The sequence below is a fragment of the Bradyrhizobium ontarionense genome, from assembly GCF_021088345.1.
In the GTDB taxonomy this organism is placed as follows: Bacteria; Pseudomonadota; Alphaproteobacteria; order Rhizobiales; family Xanthobacteraceae; genus Bradyrhizobium; species Bradyrhizobium ontarionense.
The window spans coordinates 6,035,827-6,060,918 of sequence record NZ_CP088156.1 but is presented as its reverse complement, the minus strand read 5'-3'; the positions used below and the strand labels follow the sequence as shown (position 1 = coordinate 6,060,918).

The 25,092-nt window shown below is 64.3% G+C and carries 22 protein-coding genes; 9 read left to right on the top strand and 13 right to left on the bottom strand.

What is annotated here, in order from left to right; translation table 11 throughout:
* Window positions 1–34: 34 nt before the first annotated feature.
* The 7 genes from LQG66_RS26625 to urtA form a co-directional block, all read right to left on the bottom strand.
* Window positions 35–376 (bottom strand): FmdB family zinc ribbon protein, encoded by a 342-nt coding sequence (locus LQG66_RS26625; RefSeq protein ID WP_231318604.1) that lies wholly within the window; start codon window positions 374–376, stop codon window positions 35–37.
* Between the two features lie 100 nt (window positions 377–476).
* Window positions 477–1,706 (bottom strand): formamidase, encoded by a 1,230-nt coding sequence (fmdA, locus tag LQG66_RS26620; RefSeq protein ID WP_231318603.1) that lies wholly within the window; start codon window positions 1,704–1,706, stop codon window positions 477–479.
* A gap of 34 nt (window positions 1,707–1,740) precedes the next feature.
* The gene (gene urtE / locus LQG66_RS26615) at window positions 1,741–2,430 is read right to left on the bottom strand and encodes an urea ABC transporter ATP-binding subunit UrtE (protein WP_231318602.1); all 690 of its coding nucleotides are present in this window, start codon (window positions 2,428–2,430) and stop codon (window positions 1,741–1,743) included.
* A 26-nt stretch (window positions 2,431–2,456) separates the two neighbouring features.
* A complete protein-coding gene (gene urtD / locus LQG66_RS26610) occupies window positions 2,457–3,212 on the bottom strand; it encodes an urea ABC transporter ATP-binding protein UrtD (RefSeq protein ID WP_231318601.1) in 756 nt (251 codons plus the stop codon).
* 10 nt (window positions 3,213–3,222) lie between these two features.
* Window positions 3,223–4,362, bottom strand: coding sequence for an urea ABC transporter permease subunit UrtC (gene urtC / locus LQG66_RS26605; RefSeq protein WP_231318600.1), 1,140 nt, complete (start codon window positions 4,360–4,362; stop codon window positions 3,223–3,225).
* A gap of 57 nt (window positions 4,363–4,419) precedes the next feature.
* Entirely contained in the window at window positions 4,420–5,346 is a 927-nt protein-coding gene (gene urtB / locus LQG66_RS26600; RefSeq protein WP_231318599.1) for an urea ABC transporter permease subunit UrtB, read from the bottom strand.
* 250 nt (window positions 5,347–5,596) lie between these two features.
* Window positions 5,597–6,859 (bottom strand): urea ABC transporter substrate-binding protein, encoded by a 1,263-nt coding sequence (gene urtA / locus LQG66_RS26595; protein WP_231318598.1) that lies wholly within the window; start codon window positions 6,857–6,859, stop codon window positions 5,597–5,599.
* 187 nt (window positions 6,860–7,046) lie between these two features.
* Here urtA and LQG66_RS26590 point away from each other — a divergent pair, with 187 nt between their 5' ends.
* Both LQG66_RS26590 and LQG66_RS26585 read left to right on the top strand, forming a co-directional pair.
* Entirely contained in the window at window positions 7,047–10,421 is a 3,375-nt protein-coding gene (locus tag LQG66_RS26590) for a hybrid sensor histidine kinase/response regulator (RefSeq protein ID WP_231318597.1), read from the top strand.
* Complete coding sequence (locus LQG66_RS26585; protein ID WP_231327953.1) at window positions 10,411–11,328, top strand: response regulator; 918 nt, start codon at window positions 10,411–10,413, stop codon at window positions 11,326–11,328. The genes LQG66_RS26590 and LQG66_RS26585 overlap by 11 nt, the downstream gene beginning before the upstream one ends.
* Before the next feature lie 222 nt (window positions 11,329–11,550).
* On the opposite strand, the gene LQG66_RS26580 is transcribed toward LQG66_RS26585, so the two are convergent.
* Together LQG66_RS26580 and LQG66_RS26575 are read right to left on the bottom strand one after the other, a co-directional pair.
* The gene (locus tag LQG66_RS26580) at window positions 11,551–13,053 is read right to left on the bottom strand and encodes a flavin-containing monooxygenase (RefSeq protein ID WP_231318596.1); all 1,503 of its coding nucleotides are present in this window, start codon (window positions 13,051–13,053) and stop codon (window positions 11,551–11,553) included.
* Between the two features lie 109 nt (window positions 13,054–13,162).
* Window positions 13,163–13,933, bottom strand: coding sequence for a S1 family peptidase (locus LQG66_RS26575; RefSeq protein ID WP_231318595.1), 771 nt, complete (start codon window positions 13,931–13,933; stop codon window positions 13,163–13,165).
* 91 nt (window positions 13,934–14,024) lie between these two features.
* On the opposite strand from LQG66_RS26575, the gene LQG66_RS26570 reads away from it, so the two are divergent.
* On the top strand, window positions 14,025–14,660 hold the full coding sequence (locus LQG66_RS26570; protein ID WP_231327952.1) for an HAD-IA family hydrolase: 636 nt from the start codon (window positions 14,025–14,027) through the stop codon (window positions 14,658–14,660).
* Between the two features lie 112 nt (window positions 14,661–14,772).
* Here LQG66_RS26570 and mtnA read toward each other — a convergent pair whose 3' ends face one another.
* The 3 genes from mtnA to LQG66_RS26555 all read right to left on the bottom strand — a co-directional run bounded on the left by mtnA (window position 14,773) and on the right by LQG66_RS26555 (window position 17,133).
* Window positions 14,773–15,879 (bottom strand): S-methyl-5-thioribose-1-phosphate isomerase, encoded by a 1,107-nt coding sequence (mtnA, locus tag LQG66_RS26565; protein ID WP_231318594.1) that lies wholly within the window; start codon window positions 15,877–15,879, stop codon window positions 14,773–14,775.
* A 15-nt stretch (window positions 15,880–15,894) separates the two neighbouring features.
* Entirely contained in the window at window positions 15,895–16,770 is an 876-nt protein-coding gene (locus LQG66_RS26560) for an S-methyl-5'-thioadenosine phosphorylase (RefSeq protein ID WP_231318593.1), read from the bottom strand.
* 90 nt (window positions 16,771–16,860) lie between these two features.
* Window positions 16,861–17,133 carry a phosphopantetheine-binding protein gene (locus LQG66_RS26555; RefSeq protein ID WP_231318592.1) on the bottom strand — a complete coding sequence of 91 codons (273 nt, stop codon included), beginning with the start codon at window positions 17,131–17,133 and terminating at the stop codon, window positions 16,861–16,863.
* A gap of 359 nt (window positions 17,134–17,492) precedes the next feature.
* Between LQG66_RS26555 and LQG66_RS26550 the strand changes: the two genes are divergently transcribed.
* The 3 genes from LQG66_RS26550 to LQG66_RS26540 are packed head-to-tail and all read left to right on the top strand — an operon-like array spanning window position 17,493 to window position 20,653.
* Entirely contained in the window at window positions 17,493–18,719 is a 1,227-nt protein-coding gene (locus LQG66_RS26550; RefSeq protein WP_231318591.1) for an acyl-CoA dehydrogenase family protein, read from the top strand.
* A gap of 43 nt (window positions 18,720–18,762) precedes the next feature.
* A complete protein-coding gene (locus tag LQG66_RS26545) occupies window positions 18,763–19,725 on the top strand; it encodes an amino acid--[acyl-carrier-protein] ligase (RefSeq protein ID WP_231318590.1) in 963 nt (320 codons plus the stop codon).
* A 46-nt stretch (window positions 19,726–19,771) separates the two neighbouring features.
* Complete coding sequence (locus LQG66_RS26540; protein WP_231318589.1) at window positions 19,772–20,653, top strand: acyl-CoA acyltransferase; 882 nt, start codon at window positions 19,772–19,774, stop codon at window positions 20,651–20,653.
* A 1-nt stretch (window position 20,654) separates the two neighbouring features.
* Here LQG66_RS26540 and LQG66_RS26535 read toward each other — a convergent pair whose 3' ends face one another.
* Window positions 20,655–21,542 (bottom strand): branched-chain amino acid aminotransferase, encoded by an 888-nt coding sequence (locus LQG66_RS26535; RefSeq protein ID WP_231318588.1) that lies wholly within the window; start codon window positions 21,540–21,542, stop codon window positions 20,655–20,657.
* A 140-nt stretch (window positions 21,543–21,682) separates the two neighbouring features.
* Between LQG66_RS26535 and LQG66_RS26530 the strand changes: the two genes are divergently transcribed.
* The 3 genes from LQG66_RS26530 to metA all read left to right on the top strand — a co-directional run bounded on the left by LQG66_RS26530 (window position 21,683) and on the right by metA (window position 25,090).
* On the top strand, window positions 21,683–22,639 hold the full coding sequence (locus LQG66_RS26530; RefSeq protein ID WP_231318587.1) for an alpha/beta hydrolase: 957 nt from the start codon (window positions 21,683–21,685) through the stop codon (window positions 22,637–22,639).
* Window positions 22,640–22,789: 150 nt separating this feature from the next.
* A complete protein-coding gene (locus LQG66_RS26525) occupies window positions 22,790–24,094 on the top strand; it encodes an O-acetylhomoserine aminocarboxypropyltransferase/cysteine synthase family protein (protein WP_231318586.1) in 1,305 nt (434 codons plus the stop codon).
* Between the two features lie 12 nt (window positions 24,095–24,106).
* Window positions 24,107–25,090: a homoserine O-succinyltransferase MetA gene (metA, locus tag LQG66_RS26520; protein WP_231318585.1), complete on the top strand. Its 984-nt coding sequence runs from the start codon at window positions 24,107–24,109 to the stop codon at window positions 25,088–25,090.
* The last annotated feature ends 2 nt before the right edge of the window (window positions 25,091–25,092 follow it).

Sequence of the window (25,092 nt, the reverse complement as noted above, 5' to 3'; positions counted from 1 at the left end):
GGGCGGCCCAACCGCGCCGCCCGCGCGCGTTCGTTCAGTGGCTGATCATCCAGGGCCGCGCCGTCGGAAAGCCCTTGGCGCCGCTCCTGGACTTGGTCATCAGCCGCGGCGATTTCTTCGGCGAGCAGCAACCGCAGCCCGGGCCGTGCTTGGCCTTGTATTCCGCGACCGTCTGCGGCGCGTGGCGGCTGCGCTCGTTGGCCGCATGCGCCGTGCGCCGCTCCGCCGGCATGCAGGCGAAGGCGGGTGCGGTGAGGATCACGCGCGGCGCCATGTCAGCGCATTGCGGACAGACCTGCGGCTCATCACATTCAGCCATAGGACGCATGTCCGTGAACGGTCCGCATGCATCACAGAGATATTCATAGACCGGCATTGTCTCGTCTCCTGCGCAACAATCATCTTCAACTCTCACGCGGCGGATGCGGGGCGGCCGATACGCTGCCGTCCCGCATCCCGTCGCGCAGGGAGGAGAATTACTTATCCGGCGAGATCGGCATCTGGATGTCGCCCGTGATGTGCTTGACCGGTCCCGCCGACGACGGCATCACGTCGAAGTCGAAGATCTCGGTCGGCAGCCACAACGTCGCGCAGGCATTGGGCACGTCGACGACACCCGAGATGTGGCCCTGAACCGGCGCGGTGCCGAGGATCGAGTAGGCCTGGGCGCCGGAGTAGCCGAACTTCTTCAGGTACTCGATGGCGTTGAGACAGGCCTGGCGATAGGCGATGTGGACGTCGAGATAATGCTGCTTGCCGGCCTCGTCGACCGAGATGCCCTCGAAGATCAGGTAGTCCTTGTAGTTCGGCGTGATCGGCGACGGCTTGAAGATCGGGTTCTTGATGCCGTATTTCGAGACGCCGTCCTTGATGATGTCGACCTTGAGATGTAGCCAGCCGGCCATCTCGATGGCACCGCAGAAGGTGATCTCGCCGTCGCCCTGGCTGAAGTGCAGGTCGCCCATCGAAAGGCCGCCGCCGGGCACGTAGACCGGGAAGTAGATCTTCGAGCCGCGCGACAGGTCCTTGATGTCGCAATTGCCGCCATGCTCGCGCGGCGGCACCGTGCGGGCGCCCTCGGCGCCGATCTTGGCCTTGACGTCGCCCTTGGCCTGGCCGGCATGGGCAGTCGGCGCGAACGGCGGATTGGCGAGGCCCGGCACGCGGGTCGGGTTGGTGGCGATCAGCGCCGTCTCGCGCTCGTTCCAGGTCGCGAGCAGCTTCGGATCGGGCAGACAGCCGATCAGGCCGGGATGGATCAGGCCGGCAAAATTGACGCCGGGCACGTGACGCGACGAGGTATAGAGGCCCTTGATGTCCCAGATCGACTTCTGCGCCAGCGGGAAGTGGTCGGTCAGGAAGCCGCCGCCATTCTGCTTGGAGAAGAAGCCGTTGAAGCCCCACAGGCTCTCCTTCATCGGGCCGACGTCAAGCAGGTCGACGACGAGCAGGTCGCCTGGCTCCGCGCCCTTGACGCCAATCGGACCGGAGAGGAAGTGCACGATCGACAGGTCGATGTCGCGCACGTCATCGGCGGAGTCGTTGTTCTTGATGAAGCCGCCGGTCCAGTCATAGGTCTCGATGATGAAATCATCGCCGGGATTGACCCACTCCACCATCGGAATGTCGGGGTGCCAACGGTTGTGCACCTTGTCGTTCTCGTAGGCCGATTTGGTGAGATCGACCTTGATCAGTGTGTCTGGCATCAGAAGCTCCCCTTGTTCCTTGCTTGGACGGTGGTTAGACGGACAGATATTTCGAGACCTGGGCGGCATCGACGGAGTCGCGCGGATCGTCGCGGACGATCTCGCCGTTCTCGATCACCAGCACGCGGTCGGCGATGTCGAGGGCGAAGCTCAGGACCTGCTCGGAGACGACGATCGACAGCCCCTTCTCGTCGCGGATGCGCTTCAGGGTGCGCGCCATCTCCTTGATGATCGACGGCTGGATGCCTTCCGTCGGCTCGTCGAGCAGCAGCACCTTCGGCTTGGTCGCGAGCGCACGAGCAATCGCGAGCTGCTGCTGCTGGCCGCCGGAGAGGTTGCCGCCGCGGCGTCCCTTCATCTCCAGCAGCACCGGAAACAGCTCATAGATGTCGCCCGGCACCTCGGACTCGCCGGACACGACGAGGCCGGTCTCGATGTTCTCCTTGACCGTCATAGTCGAGAAGATCATCCGGCCCTGCGGCACGTAAGCGAGGCCCTTGGCGACGCGCTCATAGCTCTTCAGGCCCGACAACTCGGTACCGTTCATGTCGATGGAGCCGCTCTTGGCGGGCAGGATGCCCATCAGCGACTTCATCAGCGTGGTCTTGCCCATGCCGTTGCGGCCCATGATCGCAACGATCTCGTTGGGCGCGACCTTGACGTTCAGACCATGCAGCACCTCGCTCTGGCCGTAGGCGACATGAAGATCGGAGATTGCCAACATTACATCTGCTCCTGAGGCTGCCGCGCTCAATGCCCGAGATAGACTTCGACGACCTTGGGATCGTTCTTGACCTTCTCCATCGTCCCTTCGGAGAGGATCTGGCCCTGATGCAACACGGTGACCTTGTGCGCGATGTCCTCGACGAACTTCATGTCGTGCTCGATCACCAGCACCGAGCGGTCCTTGATGATGCGGTTGAGCAGCTCCGCCGTCTTGGCGCGCTCGCTGACGCTCATGCCGGCAACCGGCTCGTCGAGCATCAGCAGGTCGGGATTCTGAATCAGCAGCATGCCGATCTCGAGCCACTGCTTCTGGCCGTGGCTGAGCTCAGCCGCCGAGGTCTTGAGACGATCCTTCAGGAAGATCATCTCGGCGACCTCCTCGACGCGATCCTTGACGACGGCGTCACGCTGGAAGGTCAGCGAGCCGAACACGGTGCGGCCACGCGGGAAGGAGATCTCGAGATTCTCGAACACGCTGAGATCCTCGAAGATCGACGGCGTCTGGAACTTGCGGCCGACGCCGGCCTGGACGATTTCGTTCTCCCTCAGCCTGGTCAGCTCCTTGCCGCGGAACTGGATCGAGCCGGAGGTCGCTTTGGTCTTGCCGCAGATCAGGTCGAGCACCGTGGTCTTGCCGGCGCCGTTCGGGCCGATGATGACGCGGATCTCGTTCTCCTCGACATAGAAGGAGAGGTCGTTCACCGCCTTGAAGCCGTCGAAGGAGACGGTGAGCGCTTCGACCGCGAGCAGGAATTCCTTGGGCTGATGACCGATGAGCATCGCTGTCTCCTCACTCTGCGGGGGCGCCGTTGGCGACGAGGCCGCCATTGCCGGATTTCTTCGTGCGGGACGCCAGCAGGCGGTCGATGCGCGGCTGCACGTGATCGCCCCAGATGCCGGCGAGCCCGTTCGGGAAGGCAAGGACCACTGCAATGAAGAGCGCGCCGAGGCCGAACAGCCAGAGCTGCGGGAAGGTCTCCGACAGGCTGGTCTTGGCGAAGTTGACCAGGATCGTGCCGTAGACTGCGCCGAAGATCGAAAGCCGGCCGCCGACCGCGGTGTAGATCACCATCTCGATCGACGGCACGATGCCGACGAAGGATGGCGACATGAACCCGACTTCGAGCGTGAACAGCGCGCCGCCGACGGCCGCGAACATCGCGGCGGCGCAGAAGGCGAAGATCTTGAAGTTTGCGACGCTGTAGCCGGAGAAGCGGACGCGATCTTCCTGCTCGCGCATCGCCACCAGGATGCGACCGAGCTTGGTCAACCGGATGAACTGCGCGATCAGGATGGCCAGGAACAGGAAGGCGACCTCGACGAAGTAAAGAATGTACTTGGCGTGATCGGTACGAATGTCCCAGCCGTGCAAGGTGCGCAGGTCGGTGATGCCGTTGATGCCGCCGGTATAGCCCTGCTGGCCCACGATCAGGATGGTCAGGATGGCCGCAATCGCCTGCGTGATGATTGCGAAGTAGACGCCGCCGACGCGACGCTTGAACATCGCGGCGCCGACGATGAAGGCGAAGATGCCCGGTACGAGCAGGATTGCCACGAGCGCAAAGGAGAAGCTCTGAAATGGCTTCCAGAAGAACGGCAGCTGCGTCAGCTGATTCCAATCCATGAAGTCGGGAATGCCCGGCGTCGACTGGATCTTCGTGTTCGCAACGCTCGATGCCTCGAGCTTCAGGAACATCGCCATGCAGTAGCCGCCGAGGCCGAAGAACACGCCCTGGCCAAGGCTCAGAATGCCGCCATAGCCCCAGCACAGCACCAGGCCGATCGCAACGAAAGCATAGGTCAGATATTTCGCAACCAGGTTGAGGCGGAACACATCGAGCGCCAGCGGCAGGATGACGACGAGCAGCAGCAGCAGCGAGACGAAGCCGATGAGTTCTGAGCGGTTGAAAAAGCGCGAGTTGATGATCATGGCCGTGCTTTCTTGTTGGACTGTCTGAGCTGGCGGGATCGGCTCACTTGATCGAGCTCACTTGCGAACCTTAAGGGCGAAGAGGCCCTGCGGGCGCATCATCAGGATGGCGACGATCGCAAGCAGCGTGAGCACCTTGGCCATCGAGCCGGACAGGAAGAACTCCATGGTCGACTGCGCTTGGGAGATCGTGAAGGCCGACGCAATGGTGCCGAGCAGGCTGGCCGCGCCACCGAACACGACGACCAGGAAGGTGTCGACGATGTAGAGCTGGCCCGCGGTTGGACCGGTCGAGCCGATCATCGTAAAGGCGGAGCCGGCGACACCGGCGATGCCGCAGCCGAGACCGAAGGTGTAGCGGTCGACCTTCTCGGTGTTGATGCCGACGGTGCCTGCCATGACGCGGTTCTGGACCACGGCACGGACCTGCTTGCCCCAACGCGACAGGAACAGGACGTAGGCGACGACGATCGTGATCAGGATGGTCAGGCACATCACGAACATGCCGTTGATCGGGATCTGGATGGCGTCGGTCGCCTGCCAGGAGCCCATCATCCAGTCGGGCAGCTCGACGCCGACCTCGCGCGCGCCGAACACCGAGCGATAGGCCTGCTGCAGGATCAGGCTGAGGCCCCAGGTCGCGAGCAGCGTGTCGAGCGGCCGCTTATAGAGGCGGCGGATCATCGCCCACTCGACCAGCATGCCGAGGGATCCGGAGGCGATGAAGGCAAATATCATGGCGACGAAGAAGTAGCCGGGAAACAGCGACGGCAGGAAATGCTGGAAGGCGTTCGACGTCATCCAGGTGACGTAGGCGCCGAGGATCATGAACTCGCCATGCGCCATGTTGATGACACCCATCTGGCCGAAGATGATGGCAAGGCCCAGCGCCATCAGCACGTAGACCGAAAACAGGATGAGGCCCGCGAAGCCCTGCATCGCGAAGATGGCCCCGAGGTCGCCGATGGAATAGTCACCGAACATGATCCGTCCTCTCGAGCGTGATGCTGTTGCTGGAAATCGATCTGCCTGCGGACTGGCTGTTTCCGCAGCCCGGGTCGTTCCCTCCCCCTTGGGGGGCGAGGGTTTTGGAGCGGGTTCTCAACTCGGTCTGAGTATGCGGCCCCCGCCCCCTCCCCGCTGCCGACAATCGCTGCGCGATTGCGACATGGGGAGGGGAGAGCACCGGTGTTGACGCAGCAGCTCGCCTTGCCCCGCGAGCTTGCAAAGGCGCTTACTGGTAGCCCTTCGGGAACGGATCCGGCTCGACCAGGTCGGCGGTCTCGTAGATCAGCTCGTACTGACCGTCCGCCTTGGCGCGGCCGACGCGGGTCTTGGACCAGAGATGGTGGTTCTCGTGGATCCGCACATAGCCTTCCGGCGCGCCTTTGAACTCGATGCCCGGCGATGCGGCCGCGATCTTGTCGACATCGAAGCTGCCCGCCTTCTCCACCGTCAACTTCCACAGCCACGGACCGAGATAGGCAGCCTGGGTGACGTCTCCGATCACCGTCTTCTCGCCCCACATCTTCTTGAATTCGGAGACGAAGGCCTTGTTGTTGGCGTTGTCGAGCGACTGGAAGTACTTCATGCAGGCGTAAGCGCCCGCGATGTTCTCACCGCCGATGCCGTCGATCTCGTCCTCGGTCACGGAGATGGTGAGCAGCGTCTGCTTCGACATGTCGATGCCGGCCGCCTTCAGCTGCTTGTAGAAGGCCACGTTCGAGCCGCCGACGATGATCGCGTAGATCACGTCCGGCTTGGTGAGCTTGATCTTGTTGATCACCGAGTTGAACTGGGTGTGGCCGAGCGGGAAGTATTCCTCGCCGACGACCTTGGCGCCCTGCAGATGGCCCTCGATATGCTTGCGGGCGATCTTGTTCGAGGTGCGCGGCCAGATGTAGTCGGAGCCGAGCAGATAGAAGGTCTTGGCGCCCTTGGTCTTGTTGACCCAGTCGAGGCCGGCGATGATCTGCTGGGTGGCTTCCTGGCCGGTGTAGATGACGTTCTTCGACTGCTCGAGACCTTCATAGAAGGTCGGATAATAGAGCATGCCGTTGTACTGCTCGAACACCGGCAGCACCGCCTTGCGCGAGGCCGAGGTCCAGCAGCCCATGACGGCGGCGCATTTGTCGTTGACGAGGAGCTTCTTGGCCTTCTCGGCGAAGGTCGGCCAATCCGAGGCGCCGTCCTCCTGGATGTACTTGATCTTGCGGCCGAGCACGCCGCCCGAGGCGTTGATCTGCTCGATCGCGAGCTTCTCGGCCTGCACCGAGCCGGTCTCGGAGATCGCCATCGTGCCGGTGACCGAGTGCAGAATGCCGACCGTGACTTCACTATCGGTGACTGCAAGGCCGGTCGTATTGACAGCGGAGGTTGCGGGACCCGCGCCGAAAGAGGGGCGCGGCATCATGGCGAGCGCCGGGATCGCGGCCATTCCCATCAGCAATTGGCGCCGAAGTGGCGACTTCAGGCCTTTTTCAGTTTCGTCTGACATGAGCACCCCATTCATAGGTTCGAGGACACGCGTTTGGTCAGGCGAAGGATGGCGCGGTTTGTGCACTGCACGGATACGCAAGATTGCGTATACTGCACCGCAAAAGCGCGACGTAGGCTCTGCGTAGGTCTTGCAAGGGGCAGGATGAAGCGTGCGGGAGAACCGCGTCGCGGTCAGGAGTTCGAGAGTGGCAGGGCGGCAGCGGATAGACCGCGTCAGGCGCCAGTACAACCAGTGGGTCGCCAACCAGACGTTGGAGGATTACGCGCTCCGTTTCACGGCCAAGAGCGCGCGGCGCTGGTCCGCCGCCCGCGTCGCCAACACGGCGCTGGGCGCGATCTCGTTCCTGGCGCTGGAGGCGATCGGCGGCACCATCACGCTCAATTACGGCGTCACCAACGCCACCGCGGCGATCCTGGTCGCCAGCATCATCATCTTCTTCTGCGGCCTGCCGATCGCCTATCATGCCGCCAAATGCGGCATCGACATCGATCTGCTGACGCGCGGCGCCGGCTTCGGCTACATCGGCTCGACGGTGACGTCGCTGATCTACGCGTCCTTCACCTTCATCTTCTTCGCGATCGAGGCGGTCATTCTGGCCTCGGCGCTGGAGATGTGCTTCGGCATTCCGCGGCCGATCGGCTACCTCATCAGCGCCGTCGTCATCATTCCGCTCGTCACCTACGGCATTACCCTGATCAGCCGCTTCCAGCTCTGGACGCAGCCACTGTGGGTCGTGCTGCACATCCTCCCCTTTGCGGCGATCGCCTATGCGAGTCCGCACTCCTTCGCCGAGTGGCAGCAGTTTCCCGGCGAGCATGGCGATCCCGCCGGCCATCTCGACCTGGCGCTGTTCGGCACGGCCGCGGCGGTGGTGTTCTCGCTGGTGGCCCAGATCGGCGAGCAGGTTGACTTCCTGCGCTTCCTGCCACGCGACCGCCGCACATCGAGGCGGTCCTGGTGGATCGCCTTGTTGACAGCCGGTCCAGGCTGGATCGTGCTCGGCGCGCTCAAGCTGCTGGCGGGGTCGTTCCTGGCCTTCTTCGCGCTGAGCCATGGCGTGTCGGCCGACCACGCGGCCGAGCCGGCCCACATGTATCTGGAGGCGTTCCGCTACGTGCTCGCGCAGCCGGACCTGGCGCTCGCCCTGACCGGCACCTTCGTGATTCTGTCCCAGATCAAGATCAACGTCACCAATGCCTATGCCGGCTCGATCGCCTGGTCGAACTTCTTCTCGCGCCTGACCCACAGCCATCCCGGCCGCGTGGTCTGGCTGGTGTTCAATGTCGTCGTCGCTCTCCTTCTGATGGAGATCGGCGTCTACAAGGCGCTCGAGCAGACGCTGGCGCTCTACTCCAACATCGCAATCTCCTGGGTCGGCGCGCTCGTCGCCGATCTCGTGATCAACCGGCCGCTGGGATTGCGGCCGCCGCAGATGGAGTTCAAGCGCGCCCACCTCTATGACATCAATCCGGTCGGCGTCGGGGCGATGACCATCGCCACCATCGTCTCGATCAGCGCCTTCTACGGCCTGTTCGGACCGACCGGGAGGGCGCTGTCGACCTTCGTCGCGCTCGGCGTCGCGCTCGTCACCGCGCCGGCGATCGCCTACCTCACCGACGGCAAATATTATCTCGCGCGCAAGCCGAAGCGGAGCTGGCAGAACATCGAGCAGATCCAGTGCTGCATCTGTGAGCATCATTTCGAGCCCGAGGACATGGCCTCCTGCCCTGCCTATGCCGGACCGATCTGCTCGCTGTGCTGCTCGCTCGATGCGCGCTGCCACGATCTCTGCAAGCCGCACGCGCGGGCGCAGACCCAGGTCGCCGCGGCGCTCAGCGGCATGCTGCCGCAATCAATGCTGGCGAAGATCAACTCGCAGTTCGGGCATTATGTCGGCGTGTTCCTGACATCAGCGGGACTCGTCGCTCTGACGCTCGGCATGATCTATCTCGAGACGTCGGCGGCCCTGCCAGGCTACAAGGGCATCATCTCCGATGTGCTGTGGAAGGTGTTCTTTGCGCTCTCCATCATCATCGGTGTCGTGACGTGGCTGTTCGTGCTGGCCCAACAGAGCCGCCGCGCGGCGGAAGACGAGACGCGGCGCCAGACCCAGCTGCTGATCCAGGAGATCGAAGCTCACAAGCGCACCGACGCGGAGCTGCAGCGTGCGAAGGAGGTCGCGGAATCCGCCAATCTGGCCAAGAGCCGCTACGTCGTCGGCCTGAGCCACGAGCTGCGCTCGCCGTTGAACGCGATCTCCGGCTATGCGCAGCTGCTCGAACAGGACACGAGTCTGGCGCCGAAGCCGCGCGACCAGGTGCGCGTCGTGCGCCGCAGCGCCGACCATCTGTCGGGCCTGATCGACGGCATTCTCGACATCTCCAAGATCGAAGCCGGCCGGCTGTATCTGTCGCGCGACGAGGTGCGCTTAAGCGAATTCCTCGATCAGCTCGTCGGCATGTTCCGGCTGCAGGCGGCGGCGAAGGGCGTCGACTTCGTCTTCAAGCGGCCGGCGGTGCTGCCGCTCGTCGTCTATGCCGACGAGAAGCGGCTGCGTCAGATCCTGATCAACCTGCTGTCGAACGCGATCAAGTTCACCCAGGAAGGCAGCGTCCGGTTCGTCGTGCATTACCGCAGCCCGGTTGCCGAGTTCGAGGTGATCGATACGGGCCCCGGCATCCGGCCGGATGATCTGGAGCGGATCTTCGCGCCGTTCGAGCGCGGCGCGCTCGGTGCCGCGCAGCCGCAGACCGGCACCGGACTCGGGCTCACGATCAGTCGTCTGCTCGCCGGCGTCATGGGTGGGGACATCAAGGTCGAGAGCAAGGTCGGTGCCGGCAGCACCTTCAAGGTCAAGATCCTGCTATCCGAGGTGACCAACCCGACGCGGCATGCGCCGGTGAAGGCCCCCATCTCGGGCTATCTCGGCCCACGCAGGACGATCCTGATCACCGACGACGATCCCGTGCATCGCGACCTCTTGCGCGAGGTGCTGACGCCGCTCGGATTCATCCTGCTGAGCGCGCCGGATGGACCGGCGTGCCTCGCGCTGGCGCAGCACTGCCAGCCGGACCTGTTCATCCTGGACATCTCGATGCCCGTCATGGACGGCTGGACCGTGGCCGAGACCTTGCGCGACAGCGGCCATCGCCACGCGCGGATCCTGATGACCTCGGCAAGCGCCCTCGAAGCTCATGGCCGGCCACTGGCGCAGCCGTTCCACGACAGCTACCTGATGAAGCCGATCGACATTCCCCGGCTGCTGGAGGCGATCCGCCAATTGCTCAAGCTCGAATGGAGCTATCAGACCGACCAGCCCGTAGCCCAGCCGCTTTGGCGGCCTGAGACCGGATCACGGCCGCCCCTGACATATGTCGAGGAGCTGATGGGCCTCGGCCAGATCGGCTATATCAGAGCCATTCAGCTCAAGCTCGACGAGATCGGCAACGCTCACCCGGAGCATGCCGACTTCGTCGCCCAGATGCGCACGCTGGTCGATCGCTTCGACCTCGATCAGTACATGGCAACTCTGAAGACCCTGCATGCTTATGAGCACTGACAGCAAGAAGCGCGATGTCGCGCTGGTGGTCGACGACTCGCCAGAGACGCTCCGGCTCCTGACCGACGCGCTGGACGGCGTCGGAATGACCGTGATGGTCGCGCTCGACGGCGCGGCGGCGATGCGCATCGTCGAGCAGATCACACCCGATATCATCCTGCTCGACGCCGTCATGCCCGGCATGAACGGCTTCGAAACCTGCCGCAGGCTCAAGCGCGAGGCCGGCCTTTCCAACGTGCCCGTCATCTTCATGACCGGGCTCGCCGACACCGAACACATCGTGCAAGGGCTCGACGCCGGCGGCGTCGACTATGTCACCAAGCCGATTGCGGTCGAGGAGATGCTGGCGCGGATCCGCGTGCACCTCGCCAACGCCCGCATGACGCAGAGCGCGCGCGCCGCGCTCGACGTCTCGGGCCGCTTCCTGCTCGCGGTCAATCGCGACGGGAGGCTGATGTGGGCAACCCCGCAGGCGCAGAAGCTGCTGTCGGACAGCCTCGGCACGAGCGAGGAGCTGGTGCTGCCGGAGGCGCTGCGGCAATGGCTGGATCAGGCGCAGACGGGCAAGGGCGGCGCCAAGGCCGCAGCGTCGATCCCGGACCATCCGGAACTGCGCCTCTACTACATGGGAAGCGCCGGCCCGAACGAGTTCCTGCTGCGGCTCGCCAAGGAATCGTCAGGCGAACTGCCGAAGCAGTTTTCCAGCGAATTCGGTCTCACCGTGCGCGAAGGCGAGGTGCTGTCCTGGCTGTCCAAGGGCAAGACCAACCGCGACATTGCGCAGATCCTGGGCCTGAGCCCGCGCACCGTCGACAAGCACCTGGAACAGATCTACGCCAAGCTCGGCGTCGAGAACCGGACTGCGGCGGCGGCGATTGCGACCGGTGTGACGCGGCGGGAGAGTTGAGGCGAGTTGCGAGCTTAGGAACACGCTGTCGTCCCGGGCAAGCCCGTTGACGCGCAGCGTCAGCGGGTGCCGACCCGGGACCCATACCGCCTGATCTATCTTTGAGGCAGGCTGCGTGTTGACCCTTCTCGCCAGCCGACATCCGCCTGTGGTTATGGGTCCCTGCGTTCGCAGGGACGACAATTGAGATTGTGGCATCAGCAAAGCTCACAAGACCGGCACTCACCCATACACGAATGCCGGATCATCCAGATCAATCGCCGGGATTTGATCCTTCTCTGCCCAGTAGTCCTGGCTGTGCTGCCATTCCGGCTTGTCGCCGCGCTTGGGCAGCAGATGCATGTTGCGCATCATGTAGCCCGGATTGAAGTTCTCCGGATCGATCCACGGCAGCAGCGGCATGTTGTGGTCTTCGGGGCGCAGCGCCGGCGTGACCTTGCCGACCCCCTTCTCCTTCATGTGCGCGAGCAGCCGGCACACGAAGTCGGCGACCAGATCCGTCCGCAGCGTCCAGCTGGCGCGGAAATAGCCGAACACCCAGGCGAGGTTCGGCACGCCCGTGAACATCATGCCGCGATAGGTCACGGTCTCGGCGAAATCCAGCGGCTTGCCGTCGATCGCAAACGCGATGTCGCCGAGCACGCAGAGATCGAAGCCGGTCGCGGTGACGATGATGTCGGCCGGAAGCTCGCCGCCCGATTTGAGCTTGATGCCGGTCTCCGTGAAACGCTCGATCTCGTCGGTCACGACCGAGGCCTTGCCGCTCTTGATGCCCTCGAACAGATCGGCATCGGGCACGAAAGCGATACGCTGCCGCCAGGGACGATAGCTCGGCGTGAAATGCTTGGCCGTGTAGTCGGGGCCGAGGATCGCGCTGATCTGGCCGATCAGCTCGTCTTTGACCTGCTCCGGCTCACTGATGCACCGCTTGGTGAACCAGTCCTGCTCGAACAGGATCTTGCGCCTGACGATCTCGTGGATCCATTCTTCCTTGATCTGCAGCCGGCGCAGCTCCTCGGCCAGCTCGATCGCATTGCGGCCGATGCGGAAATAGGTCGGCGAGCGCTGCAGCATCGTGACATGCGCGCATTTGCCCGCGATCGACGGCAGGATGGTTGCTGCCGTCGCCCCTGATCCGATCACCACGACACGCTTGTCGGTGAGATCGAGATCGGCGGGCCACGCTTGCGGATGCACGATGCGGCCCTTGAACTTCGCCATGTCCGGCCACTCCGGGGTGTAGCCCTTCGAGTGGCGATAATAGCCCTGGCACATCCAGAGAAAATTTGCGGTGAAGGTGACCGGCTCTTCGGTCTTGCCCTTCACCGCATGGACGGTCCAGAGATTGGTCGCGCTCGACCAGCTCGCTGACACGATGCGATGGCCGTAGCGGATGTGGCGACCGAGATCGTTGTCCTCGATCACTTCGCCCATGTATTTCAGGATTTCCTCGGCGCTCGCGATCGGCGGACCGACCCACGGCTTGAAGCTGTAGCCGAAGGTGTGCAGATCGCTGTCGGAGCGGATGCCGGGATAGCGATGCGTACGCCACGTGCCGCCGAAACTGTCCTGGCTTTCCAGAATCAGGAAGCGCGTGTCGGGCAGGCGCTTCGCGAGCTGATAGGCGCTGCCGACGCCGGAGATGCCGGCGCCGACGATGAGCATATCGACGTGTTCGGTCGCATGGGAAGACGCAGCCTCCCGGATGGGCGCGATGACGTTCATGGAAGTCCTTGGGATGTCGTCTTGATGTTGTTTCCTCGCGTGACAGGCTGAACCCGATCACGACGACGGTCAACCCAGCGCGACGCACGGCCTCATGAACGCGATGCCGTCAATTTCCGCCGAGCGGCATGCCCCATTGCCGCGCGGTCTGCACGACCCAATCGCGATAGAGCGTGAGCGGCGTGACGCCGGTCATGCCGCCGCAGCCGTCGCCGACGTTCGGCCCGGTCGACCACGAGATCACGCCGATCAACACCTGCCCTTGCGCCTGCGTCTCGAACGCAGGGCCGCCGGAATCGCCGGTGCAACCACCGAGTCCGAACCGCGTGCCTAGCGTCGCCGGATCAACGAGCCGGATCTGCAACGTCCCAGGCTTGCCCGTTGCGACCAGCGCTGCCGAACGGACCACGCCGCCGCTCTTGCCGTCGCCCGGAATCGCGACGCCAATTCCGGCGACCGTAAACGCATTGCCGGCCGCAAGCGGCTGCTGCGGCTCGCCGAGCGCGGCCGGCACGCGATCCCCGGCGGGCGCCTCCATTTCCAGCAGCGCCACGTCGGCCGTAGCGCGGTGCACCAGGATCGACTGCATGCTGAAGCCCGGATGCACGGCGAAGCGCCGCACCGTCTTCAGGACCGGCTTGCGGTCGCGATCGTATTCCACGATGCGGTAATCGAGACCCGGCTGCACGCAGTGGCCAGCGGTCAGCACCAGCTTAGGAGCGATCAGCGCACCGCTGCAGAAATTGCCGCGGGAGCCTACGATCGTGACGACCGAGCGGCCGACGCCGTCGTTCAGGGCCGGAGCATTGCCGACGATGGCAGAGACCGGCGGCGAGACCAGCAGGGCAAAAATGGCGACGATCGCAAGAAACGGCTTCATTGCGGCAGCAATAGCGGCTGCCGTCGATATCGCCAAGCGCGGCGTGCCGTGTTAGCGATCGAAGAAGCCGAACGGGATGTGCGAGGAAGCGATGGTCGAGGCGGTGATCTTTGATTTCGGCGGCGTGATGACGACGTCTCCCTTCGAGGCCTTCGCTCGCTTCGAAAGGGAGCGCGGCTACCCCCTCGACATCATCCGCAACACCAATGCCGCCAACCACCTGGAGAACGCCTGGGCGAAGTTCGAGCGCGCCGAGATCGATCTCGACACGTTCGACCGGCTGTTCGCCGAGGAGTCGCTGGCACTCGGCGGCGCCGAGGTCCGCGGGCGCGATGTGCTGCCGCTGCTCGCCGGCGATCTTCGCCCCGACATGGTCGAGGCGCTCCGCCGCATCAAGGCGGAGTGCAAGACCGGCTGCATCACCAACAACCTGCCGGCCAATGCGATCGGCAGCCAAGGCGGGCGCTCGTTCTACGTTGCGGAGGTCATGGCGCTGTTCGATCACGTGATCGAATCGGCCAAGATCGGACTGCGCAAGCCCGATCCGCGGATCTACCAGATGATGATCGAGACGCTCGGCGTGCGTCCCTCTGACTGCGTCTATCTCGACGATCTCGGCGTCAATTTGAAGCCCGCGCGCGAGATGGGCATGACGACGATCAAGGTGGTCAGCGCATCGCAGGCGATCACCGAGTTGGAGGCCGCGACGGGGTTGAAACTGACTTAGTCGTCATCGCGAGCGCGGCGACGCGATCCAGCATCACACCAAGAGTCTGGATTGCTTGCGCCTACGCCGATGGGCGTCGGCGCAAGGGCGCCTCGCAATGCCGGAGACACTGCTAATCGTTCGTCGGCTTCGCCCGTTCCGGAAATGCCGCCGCCAGCGCCGCGCCGTCGGCCTGCAGCAGGCCGCGCTCGGTGATCAGCCCGGTCACCAGCCGCGCCGGCGTGACGTCGAAACCGTAATTCGCCACCGGCGAGCCCGGCGGCACGATGCGCACGGTCTCGATACGACCGTCCGACGTGCGGCCGGTCATCTCCGTGACCTCCTGCGCGCTGCGCTGCTCGATCGGGATCTGCCGGCCCTCGGCCACCGCGAAGTCGATCGTGGGCGACGGCAGCGCGACATAGAACGGCACGCCGTTGTCGTGCGCCGCGAGCGCCTTCAGATAGGTGCCGATCTTGTTGCAGACGTCGCCATTGGCGGCGACGCGGTCGGTGCCGACGATGGCGAGATCGACCATGCCGTGCTGCATGAGGTGACCGCCGGTGTTGTCGGGGATGACCGTATGCGCGACGCCGTGGTGTCCGAGCTCCCAGGCGGTGAGCGAGGCACCCTGGTTGCGCGGCCGCGTCTCGTCGACCCAGACATGGATCGGAATGCCGCGATCATGCGCGAGATAGATCGGCGCAGTGGCGGTGCCCCAGTCGACGGTCGCCAGCCAGCCGGCGTTGCAATGGGTCAGCACATTGACCGGCTCGCCCGGCTGTTTGCGCGCCGCCGCCGCCTCGATCAGCGCAAGGCCATGGCTTGCAATGCCCTGGTTGATCGTGACGTCTTCGCCGGCGATGTCGACCGCGCGCGCATAGGCGGCGTCGCGCCGCTCGGACGGAGCCAGCCGGCGCAGCATCGTGCTCATCGTGTCGAGCGCCCATTTGAGATTGATCGCGGTCGGACGTGTCGCGATCAGCATCTCATAGGCGCGGTCGATGCCCGGATCGGAGCGGTCGTCACGCATGCCGAGCGCCATGCCGAACGCGGCCGTGGCGCCGATCAAGGGTGCGCCGCGCACCAGCATGGCGCGGATTGCATCCGCCGCCTCCTCGCAGGTCGTGATCTTTGCCACAACGAACTCATGCGGCAACCGGCGCTGATCGATCGCACAGACCGACCAGCCGTCGGCATCGAGCCAGATGCTGCGGTAATGCTTGCCGTCGACCTTCATCGGTCCGTCCTCAAATCAGCTGCGCAGGATGCGGCCTGCGACCGCATCGAGCTTCTTCAGAAGTTCGGGATCGCGCGCCTCGGGCGCCGTGATCAGTGCGGTGTCGAGCGTGCGATCGGAGCCGATCGGGCACGGCTCGTGCTCGCGGGGAAATTCGCGGGCGAGCCGCGCAACCAGCGCCTTGGCCTTGTCGGCGTTGGTCGTGAGTACGCGGATGATGTCCTGCACGGTGACCGCGTCATGGTCCGGATGCCAGCAGTCGAAGTCGGTCACCATGGCGACCGTCGCGTAGCAGATCTCGGCTTCGCGAGCGAGCTTGGCCTCGGGCATGTTGGTCATGCCGATCACCGAATAGCCTGCCGTCTTGTAGGTCATGCTCTCGGCGTAGGTCGAGAATTGCGGTCCCTCCATGCAGACATAGGTGCCACCGCGCGCGATCGCGATGCCCTCGGCCTCGGCCGCCGCAGCCAGATGAATGCGCAGCCGCGGTGACACCGGATGCGCCATCGAGACGTGGGCCACGCATCCCCTGCCGAAGAACGAGCTCTCGCGCTTATGGGTGCGATCGACGAACTGGTCGACCAGCACGAAGGTGCCCGGCGGCAGCTCCTCCTTGAACGAGCCGCAGGCCGACAGCGACACGAGGTCGGTGACCCCTGCCCGTTTCAGCACGTCGATGTTGGCGCGATAATTGATATCGGACGGAGACAGCCGATGTCCCTTGTCGTGGCGCGGCAGGAACACGATCGGCAACCCTGCGATGGCTCCGCGGCGCAGCGGCGCCGAAGGCTCTCCCCAGGGGCTTGCGATCACCTCTTCGCGGGCATCTTCCAATCCCGGCAGATCATAGATGCCCGAGCCGCCGATAATGCCAAGCACAGCCTTCGTCATGACGTCCCCATCTCCAAGGGAGACGAGAATGCCAGCTTTGAGGCAAATTGAAAACAGCTGTGCCGGAGCCAGCAGCCGCAGGCGACCGGGTTACGCGGCCTTGGCCGCCGCCAACTGCCCGGCGACCAGACGCTCCAGCGTCACGACCGACTGGAAGTTCTCCGGCGTGATCAGTTCCTGCGGGATGGTGAAGTCGAACTCGGCTTCGAGCGACAGCATGAGGTTGACCATGTCCATCGACGTCAGGCCGACATCGACGAGCTTCGCCTCGGGCAGAACATCCGTCACGATCGAGTTCTGCGCGAGGATGTCGCGCACGAGCGTCACGACGCGGTGACGGATATCGACATCGAAACCCGGCATGGAGGACCTCTCTTCTCACGGCTGCTTCCGGCATCGTCGGGTCGGATCCGACGCACAGCCGAGAGATAACGCATCTGAGCGGAAAAAAAGTTACGTCCCGCTCGCGTTGCAATCCTGAACTCGTCTTAACGCTAACGTGGTGTCGAGGATTCGTAAGATCGAAACAACCAGGAATTAACCGCCACCTCTCGATTGCATCGCGTTTACCCTGAATTTCGTCGACGCATTTGAATCAAATCCATACCCTGCGTCCATAGCCCGAGAGATGCAGGGTGAAGAGACGCCAAGGGATCGGTCACGCGTAACGGGATGCGCGGGCCGGCCTCTCACGTCGGCACAATCCGGAGACCATATCGGTCATGACTGTCCAGGAAAGCGCGCTTCGTAATCCCATCCTCGACGACCGCGAGCAGCTCCTGCTCGATCGCAACTCATTGTTTCTGCAGCGGACGGCCGCCGTCGCCGCACAAGCCGCCGCCGAGGCCGATGACGTCGACCGCGAGGGACGGTTTCCGAAGGCGGCGATCGACGCCACCCGCGAGCACAAGCTGTTGGGAATGCAGATTCCGGTCGAGCTGGGCGGCTTCGGCGCATCGATCCACGACATCGCCGACGTCTGCTATGCGCTCGGTCGCGCCTGCGCCTCCAGCGCGATGATCTTCGCCATGCATCAGACCAAGGTCGCCTGCCTGGTGCGCCACGGTCGCGGCACCCCCTACATGGAAGCCTTGATGCGCCGGATCGCCTCAGAACAGCTGCTGATGGCGTCCTCCACCACGGAAGGCCAGAACGGCGGCAACATCCGCGCCAGCGCAGCGGCGGTCGGCCACGACGGCGACCGCATCACGCTCACGCGTGACGCGACGGTCATTTCCTACGGCGCCGAGGCCGATGGCCTCGTGACGATCGCACGGCGCGCCGACGGCGCCGCCGCCTCCGACCAAGTGCTGCTGGCGCTGACCAAGGACGACTACACGATCAAGCGCACGCTGGGCTGGGAGACGCTCGGCATGCGCGGCACCTGCTCGACCGGTTTCGAGCTCCAGGTGAGCTGTCCGTCCGACCGGATGTTCACCGAATCCTATGATCGCATCCACGGCCAGACCATGACACCGTTCGCGCATCTGACCTGGTCGTCAGCGTGGGCCGGGATCGCCGCGGCCTCCGTGCAGCGGGCGCAGCGTTTCCTGCGCAAAGCCGCGCGAGGCACGGGCGGACAGATGCCGCCGGCAGCGGCGCACTACACGGCGGCGAGGATGGCGCTGGCACGACTGCGTGCGATGATCGTCACCAATATGGACGCCTTCGCGGCCCACGAATACGACGAGCGGGCGCTGACCTCACTCGATTTCCAGTCCTCGATCACGCTGTTGAAAGTGCAGGCCTCGGAGCTCGCGCTCGAGACCGTGATGCATGCGATGCGCGCCTGCGGCCTCTCCGGATATCGCAACGACGGCGACTTCTCGATCGGACGGCACCTGCGCGACGTGCTGTCCGCGCCGATCATGATCAATAACGACCGCATCCTGGCGAACGTAGCCACAGCCAATCTGATGAGCGCGGTGCCCGCCTCGCTCTACGAATGATCATGCCGATTGCCGCCATTGCCTCCACTCAGGACTTTGCAGAATGAAGATTCCCGTTCTCCCGCAGTCGCCCGAGATTGCCCCTCAGCCGGCCGACGCCCTGGATCATCTGACCGACGCCCTATTCCATCGCATGGGAGCGGATGGCGTCTATGCCCGCACCGCGCTGTATGAAGACGTGGTGGAGCGGCTCGCTGCGCTCATCACCCGCCATCGCGAGCCGGGCACGGAGGTGATGCGTTTCCCTCCGGTCATGAGCCGCGCGCAGCTGGAGAAATCAGGCTATCTGAAGAGCTTTCCCAATCTGCTCGGCTGCGTGTGCGGTCTGCATGGCACAGAGCGGGACATCCACGAGGCCGTCGCGCGTTTCGACAAGGGCGGCGACTGGACGACGTCGCTGTCGCCGGCCGATCTCGTGCTGTCGCCTGCTGCCTGTTATCCCGTCTATCCGATCGCAGCGAGCCGCGGCGCGTTGCCGGTCGGCGGCCTGCGCTTCGATGTTGCGGCCGATTGCTTCCGCCGCGAGCCGTCGCGCCATCTCGACCGGCTGCAGTCGTTCCGGATGCGCGAATATGTCTGCATCGGCACGCCCGACGACGTCTCGGCCTTCCGCGACCGCTGGATGGTGAAGGCGCAGACGATCGCCCGCGATCTCGGCCTGTCGTTCCGTGTCGATCACGCCAGTGATCCATTTTTTGGTCGCGTCGGCCAGATGAAGGCCGTCAGCCAGAAGCAGCAGGCGCTGAAGTTCGAGCTGCTGGTGCCGTTGCGCTCGGAAGAGCAGCCGACGGCCTGCATGAGCTTCAACTATCACCGCGAGCATTTCGGCACCACCTGGGGTATCGCCGATGCCGACGGCGCGCCGGCCCACACCGGCTGCGTGGCGTTCGGCATGGATCGGCTGGCCGTTGCGCTGTTCCACACCCACGGTCTCGATCTGGCGCGCTGGCCGTCGCGGGTGCGCGAGGCGCTGCAGCTGGAACGCCTCGCCAGCGTCGTCGGTTGATATCGCAAACGCCGCGAGCCTTCGGGAGGGATCGGCAGAGGAGTTCATGACCGCGCTCAAACCGCTGATCCGGTGCCGCGAGATCAGGGAATCCGATCTGGAGGCCGTCGCCGAGCTGCTCACGCGCGGCTTCCCACGGCGATCCCGGGACTATTGGCTGGGCGGCTTGAACCGACAGGCGACGCGGGCGGCTCCGCACGGCTATCCGCGCTTCGGCTACCTGCTCGACAACGACGGCAGTCCGGTCGGCGTGCTGCTCCTGATCTACAGCGATCGAGGCACCGCCACGCAGTCCGAGATCTGGTGCAACCTGTCGAGCTGGTATGTCGAACCGGAATTTCGCAACTATGCGACGATGCTGACGAGGATCGCGCAGCGATTGCCCGAGGTGACCTACGTCAACATCAGCGCGGCACGGCAGACCTGGCCGATCGTGCAAGCGCAGGGCTTTCGGGCCTATTGCAGCGGCGTCTTCCTTTCAGTTCCATCGTTCTCATTCGCCGGCCTTGGCGCGCGGGTGGAGCAAGTCGCGACGGATGCGCAAGCCCTGCAAGGCATTCCATCCGATGAAGCCGACCTGCTGATCCGGCACGCTCGTCATGGCTGCCTCAGCGTCGTCGTGAGATCGAAACAGGGGCCGATTCCTCTGGTTCTGCAGCATGTGCGGATTCGGCAAGGGCGCTTCGCGCTCCCCGTGATGCAATTGATCTACTGCCGCGATGTCTCGGACTACGTCGCAAGCGCTGGTGCAATCGGCCGCTTCCTGCTGCGACGCGGCCGCGTGTCCGTCATCATCGACGCCAACGGACCGATATCCGGACTCGTCGGCTTCTACACCGACCGCCGGGGACGGAAATACGCAAAGGGACCACGGCAGCCACGGCTGGGAAATCTCAGCGACACCGAGCTTCCACTCTACGGCCCCTGACTTATGCAGCCGCTCTGACTGCATGCGCATAATCCCAATAGAGCCGGCGCGCCCGGCTGTAGACCGGGCCGATCGGCAGCGTCCGGTCATCGATCCGAACGACCGGCGCGACCTTGGCGAAATTGCCGGAGGAGAAGATCTCGTCGGCGTTCAGGAAGTCCTCATAGCGCAGCGTCGTCTCGACCACGCTCACACCGTCGCCTTTGAGAAGCTCGATCACGCGCTGACGGGTGACCCCGTTGAGGAAGGTCCCGTTCGGCACCGGCGTGAACACGACGCCGTCCTTCACCATGAACACGTTGGCATTGCCGAACTCGGCGACGTTGCCGAGCATGTCCAGCATCAGGCAATTGTTGAAGCCGCGCGAGGCCGCCTCGATCAGCGCGCGCGAATTGTTCGGATAGAGGCAGGCCGCCTTGGCATCGACCGGCGCGCATTCGGCTGTCGGCCTGCGGAACGGCGACAGCGTGATCGCGTTCCCCGTCGGCTGCGGCATCGGCGCCTCGTAAATGCACAGGCACCAATTGGTGGTCTCGGGATCGAACAGGACGCCACCGCCAGCGCCATGCTGCGCCCAGTACATCGGACGGATGTACAGCTCGGCTCTCGATCCGAACCGTGCGATGCCCTCGCGGGCAAGGCCCATCCAGGTCTCGGCATCGACGACAGCCTTGAGCCGAAAATTGACGGCCGACCGATTGACGCGCGCGCAGTGTCGATCGAGATCGGGCGCGACACCTTCGAATGCGCGCGCGCCGTCGAACACGGTCGATGCGAGCCACGTCGCATGCGTCCGCACGCCCATGATGGGCGCATTTCCTTCGCGCCATTCCCCGTCGAAGAACGTCCAGGTCTGCGAATAGCTGACAGGCTTGACGAGATGGGTCATGACGATACTCCCGTTCGACAGCGATCAATTCTGCACTTCTGGGGTGAATATTCTAAGGAATTTCCTCTCATGCCCAGCCGCTCACGGTCGATTCACGCTTGATGGGTACAATGGCCACGCCTTGGTTAACTGGAACCGCCATGCCGCTCGACCCTCGCGCCCAGCGCCTGCTCACAATGGTGGCCGCGGCGGCTCCGGACGTTCGGGACCGCCCGACCCCGGACCAGCGCCGGCGGGCGCTCGCCAAGCTGATGCAGTTCGCGCGCAACGACTGCGGGGCTGTCACGACGCAGGACGGTCACTTTTCCGCTCCCGCGGGTCCGCTCCATTACCGTTTGTACTCGCCGGCCGTAGACACGGAGGACGTTGACGCGCGCCTTCCAGGTTTCGTGTATTTTCATGGCGGCGGCCTGGTAGCGGGCAACATCGAGACTCACGACAGGGTCACGGCGGCACTCGCAGCCGCGTCCGGATGCCGGCTGCTCTCGCTCGACTATCGCCTCGCGCCTGAGCACAAGTTTCCCCGAGCCCTCGAGGATGCGATTGCGGCGGTCCGATTTGCTGTCGCTCACGCGGCTGCGCTCGGCATCGACCGCGACCGCATCGTCGTCGGCGGCGATTCCGCCGGCGCGACGCTCGCGGCCGCCGTCTGCCAGCATGCGATCGGGACGACGGATCTCAGGATTGCAGCGCAATGCCTGATCTGCCCCGTGCTCGACTTTTCGCAACCATGGCCATCGCGCGAACTGTTCGGAACCGGCTATCTGATCGACAGGACGACGTGGGAGGCCGATCTCGCCGACTATCTGCCCGAAGGGACCGAGGCCGACGATCCGCGGATATCGCCGCTGTGCTGCGCCGATCTTTCCGGACTGCCACCCGCCATCATCCACACGGCGGAGTTCGATCCGATGCGCGACGAAGGCAATGCCTATGCGGCGCGGCTCGCAGAAGCAGACGTCACGGTTGCCCATGTCTGTCACCAAGGCATGATTCACAATTTCCACGCGCTCGGCGCGATCCTGCCGCAGGCAAGAGCCGCTCTTGATCTGGTCGGGCAACAAATTCGGTCTCTCCTGCAACCGGCACCGCATTAATTCAACATTTATCGACCACACATCGTTAGGGTTATTTCGTCGTTCTTGTCGCGAATTATTGCCCGCTTTACGCCTGCGATCCTACAACAGCACCACTCGCGGAATACGTGCAGCTCGCTTCGTCGACCGAAGGGAGCGTGGAGATCGCCGATGCGCAACGAGACGATTGCAATCCACGCCGGCTACGAGCCGGAGGCGACCACCAAAGCCGTTGCGGTTCCGATCTATCAGACGGCCGCCTACGCGTTCGACAGCGCCGACCACGGCGCTGCGCTGTTCAACCTGGAAACCGAGGGCTATCGCTACAGCCGCATCTCCAATCCGACGACGGCCGTGCTCGAAAAGCGCGTGGCCGAACTCGAGGGCGGTGTCGGCGCGCTCGCGGTGGGCACCGGGCAGGCCGCGCTCCATTTTGCTTTCGTCAATGTCGCCGACGGCGGCGGCAATATCGTCTCGGTGCCGCAGCTCTATGGGACGACGCACACGCTGCTGGGCCACATCCTGCCGCGCCAGGGCATCACCGGACGGTTTGCCGAGAGCGACACGTCGGAGGCGATCGAGCGCCTCATCGACGAAAACACCAAGGCCGTGTTCGCCGAGACGATCGGCAACCCCGCCGGCAATGTCTGCGACATCGAGGCGCTGGCCAGGGTCGCGCATCGCAACGGTGTGCCGTTGATCGTCGACAACACGGTCGCAACCCCCATTCTGCTGCGTCCCTTCGACTACGGCGCCGACATCGCCGTGCATTCGCTGACCAAGTTCCTCGGCGGCCACGGCACCACGCTCGGCGGCATGCTGGTCGACAGCGGCAACTTCCCCTGGAAAGATCACGCCGATCGATTCCCGGCCTTCAGCCAGCCTGACGCGTCCTATCATGGAATGGTCTACACCGATCATTTCGGCCGCAGCGCCTATATCCAACGGGCGCGTAGCGTCTATCAGCGGACGATGGGCGCAGTGCTGTCGCCGTTCAATGCGTTCCTGCTGCTGCAAGGCATCGAGACGGTCGCGCTGCGCATGGAGCGGCACGTCGAGAATGCCCGCAAGGTCGCCGAATTTCTCCGCAATGATCCGCGCGTGGCGTGGGTCAACTACGCGGGTTTCTCCGACAGCCCCTATCATCCGCTGGTCCAGAAATATCTCGAGGGCCGCGCCTCGTCCCTGTTCACGTTCGGGATCAAGGGCGGCATGGAGGCCGGCAAGGCGTTCTATGACGCGCTGAAGCTGATCACCCGCCTCGTCAACATCGGAGACGCCAAGTCGCTGGCCTGTCACCCGGCGTCGACGACGCATCGCCAGATGTCGGCGGACGACCAGCGAAAGGCCGGCGTGCTGCCCGAGGCGATCCGTCTCTCGATCGGCATCGAGCACATCAGCGACATCATCGAGGATCTCGACCAGGCGCTCGCGCAAGCCTGCGCGCGCCCCCGTCGGCTGGATGCGGCGGAGTAGAGCCGTCCGGCAATGACTCTGCTGTTCGACCGACATCGCAGGATCACGAGCCCTGCTCTCGCCCCCGCCGATCTCGACGGTCGCACGCGGCACCCGGTCGAGCTCACGATCGGTCTCGTCAACAACATGCCGGACAGCGCGCTGAAGGCGACCGATCATCAGATCGCGCGGCTGCTGCAGAACGCCGCGCCGCGACACGTCCACATTCGCCTGCACTGCTTCTCGTTGCCGTCGATCGCGCGCGCGCAGGCGGCTCAGAACCATGTCGCTCAGGCCTACACCGACATCACTGAGCTCGACGGCCTCGGCATCGACGGCCTGATCGTGACCGGAGCGGAACCGATTGCGGCGGACCTGCGCGACGAACCCTATTGGCCGGAGCTGACCTCGATCATCGACTGGGCGAAAACCAAGACGCGTTCGACGATCTGGTCCTGTCTCGCCGCGCATGCAGCCGTGCTGCATCTGGACGGCGTCGAACGGCAGCGGCTCGCGACCAAATGTTCCGGCATCTACGACTGCATCAAGGTTCAGGACGACTGGCTGACGCACGGCATCCGCTCCCCACTCGAGGTGCCGCACTCGCGTCTCAATGCCGTCAACGAGCCGCTGCTGACGGCGCGCGGCTACGACATTCTGACCCGGTCGGACGACGTCGGGGTCGACATTTTCGCGCGCTCGATGCCGAGCCGCTTCGTGTTCTTCCAGGGCCACCCGGAATATGACGCGCTGTCGCTGCAACGGGAATACATGCGCGACATCGCACGGTTTCTGGCGGGGCAACGCGATGACTATCCACGCTTCCCGAAATCCTATTTCAGCGCGGAGACCGAGGCGGTGCTGAACGCGTTCGAGGCGCGCGCCAAGGTGAAGCGCGACCCCACGATCGCAGCCGAGCTGCCCGGACTGACGCTTCGTCCGGATCTTGCCGCTGGCGACGCTGCGCAGCTCCTGTTCACGAACTGGATCAGTTTCCTGGCCAGGCAGGCGGGATAGCC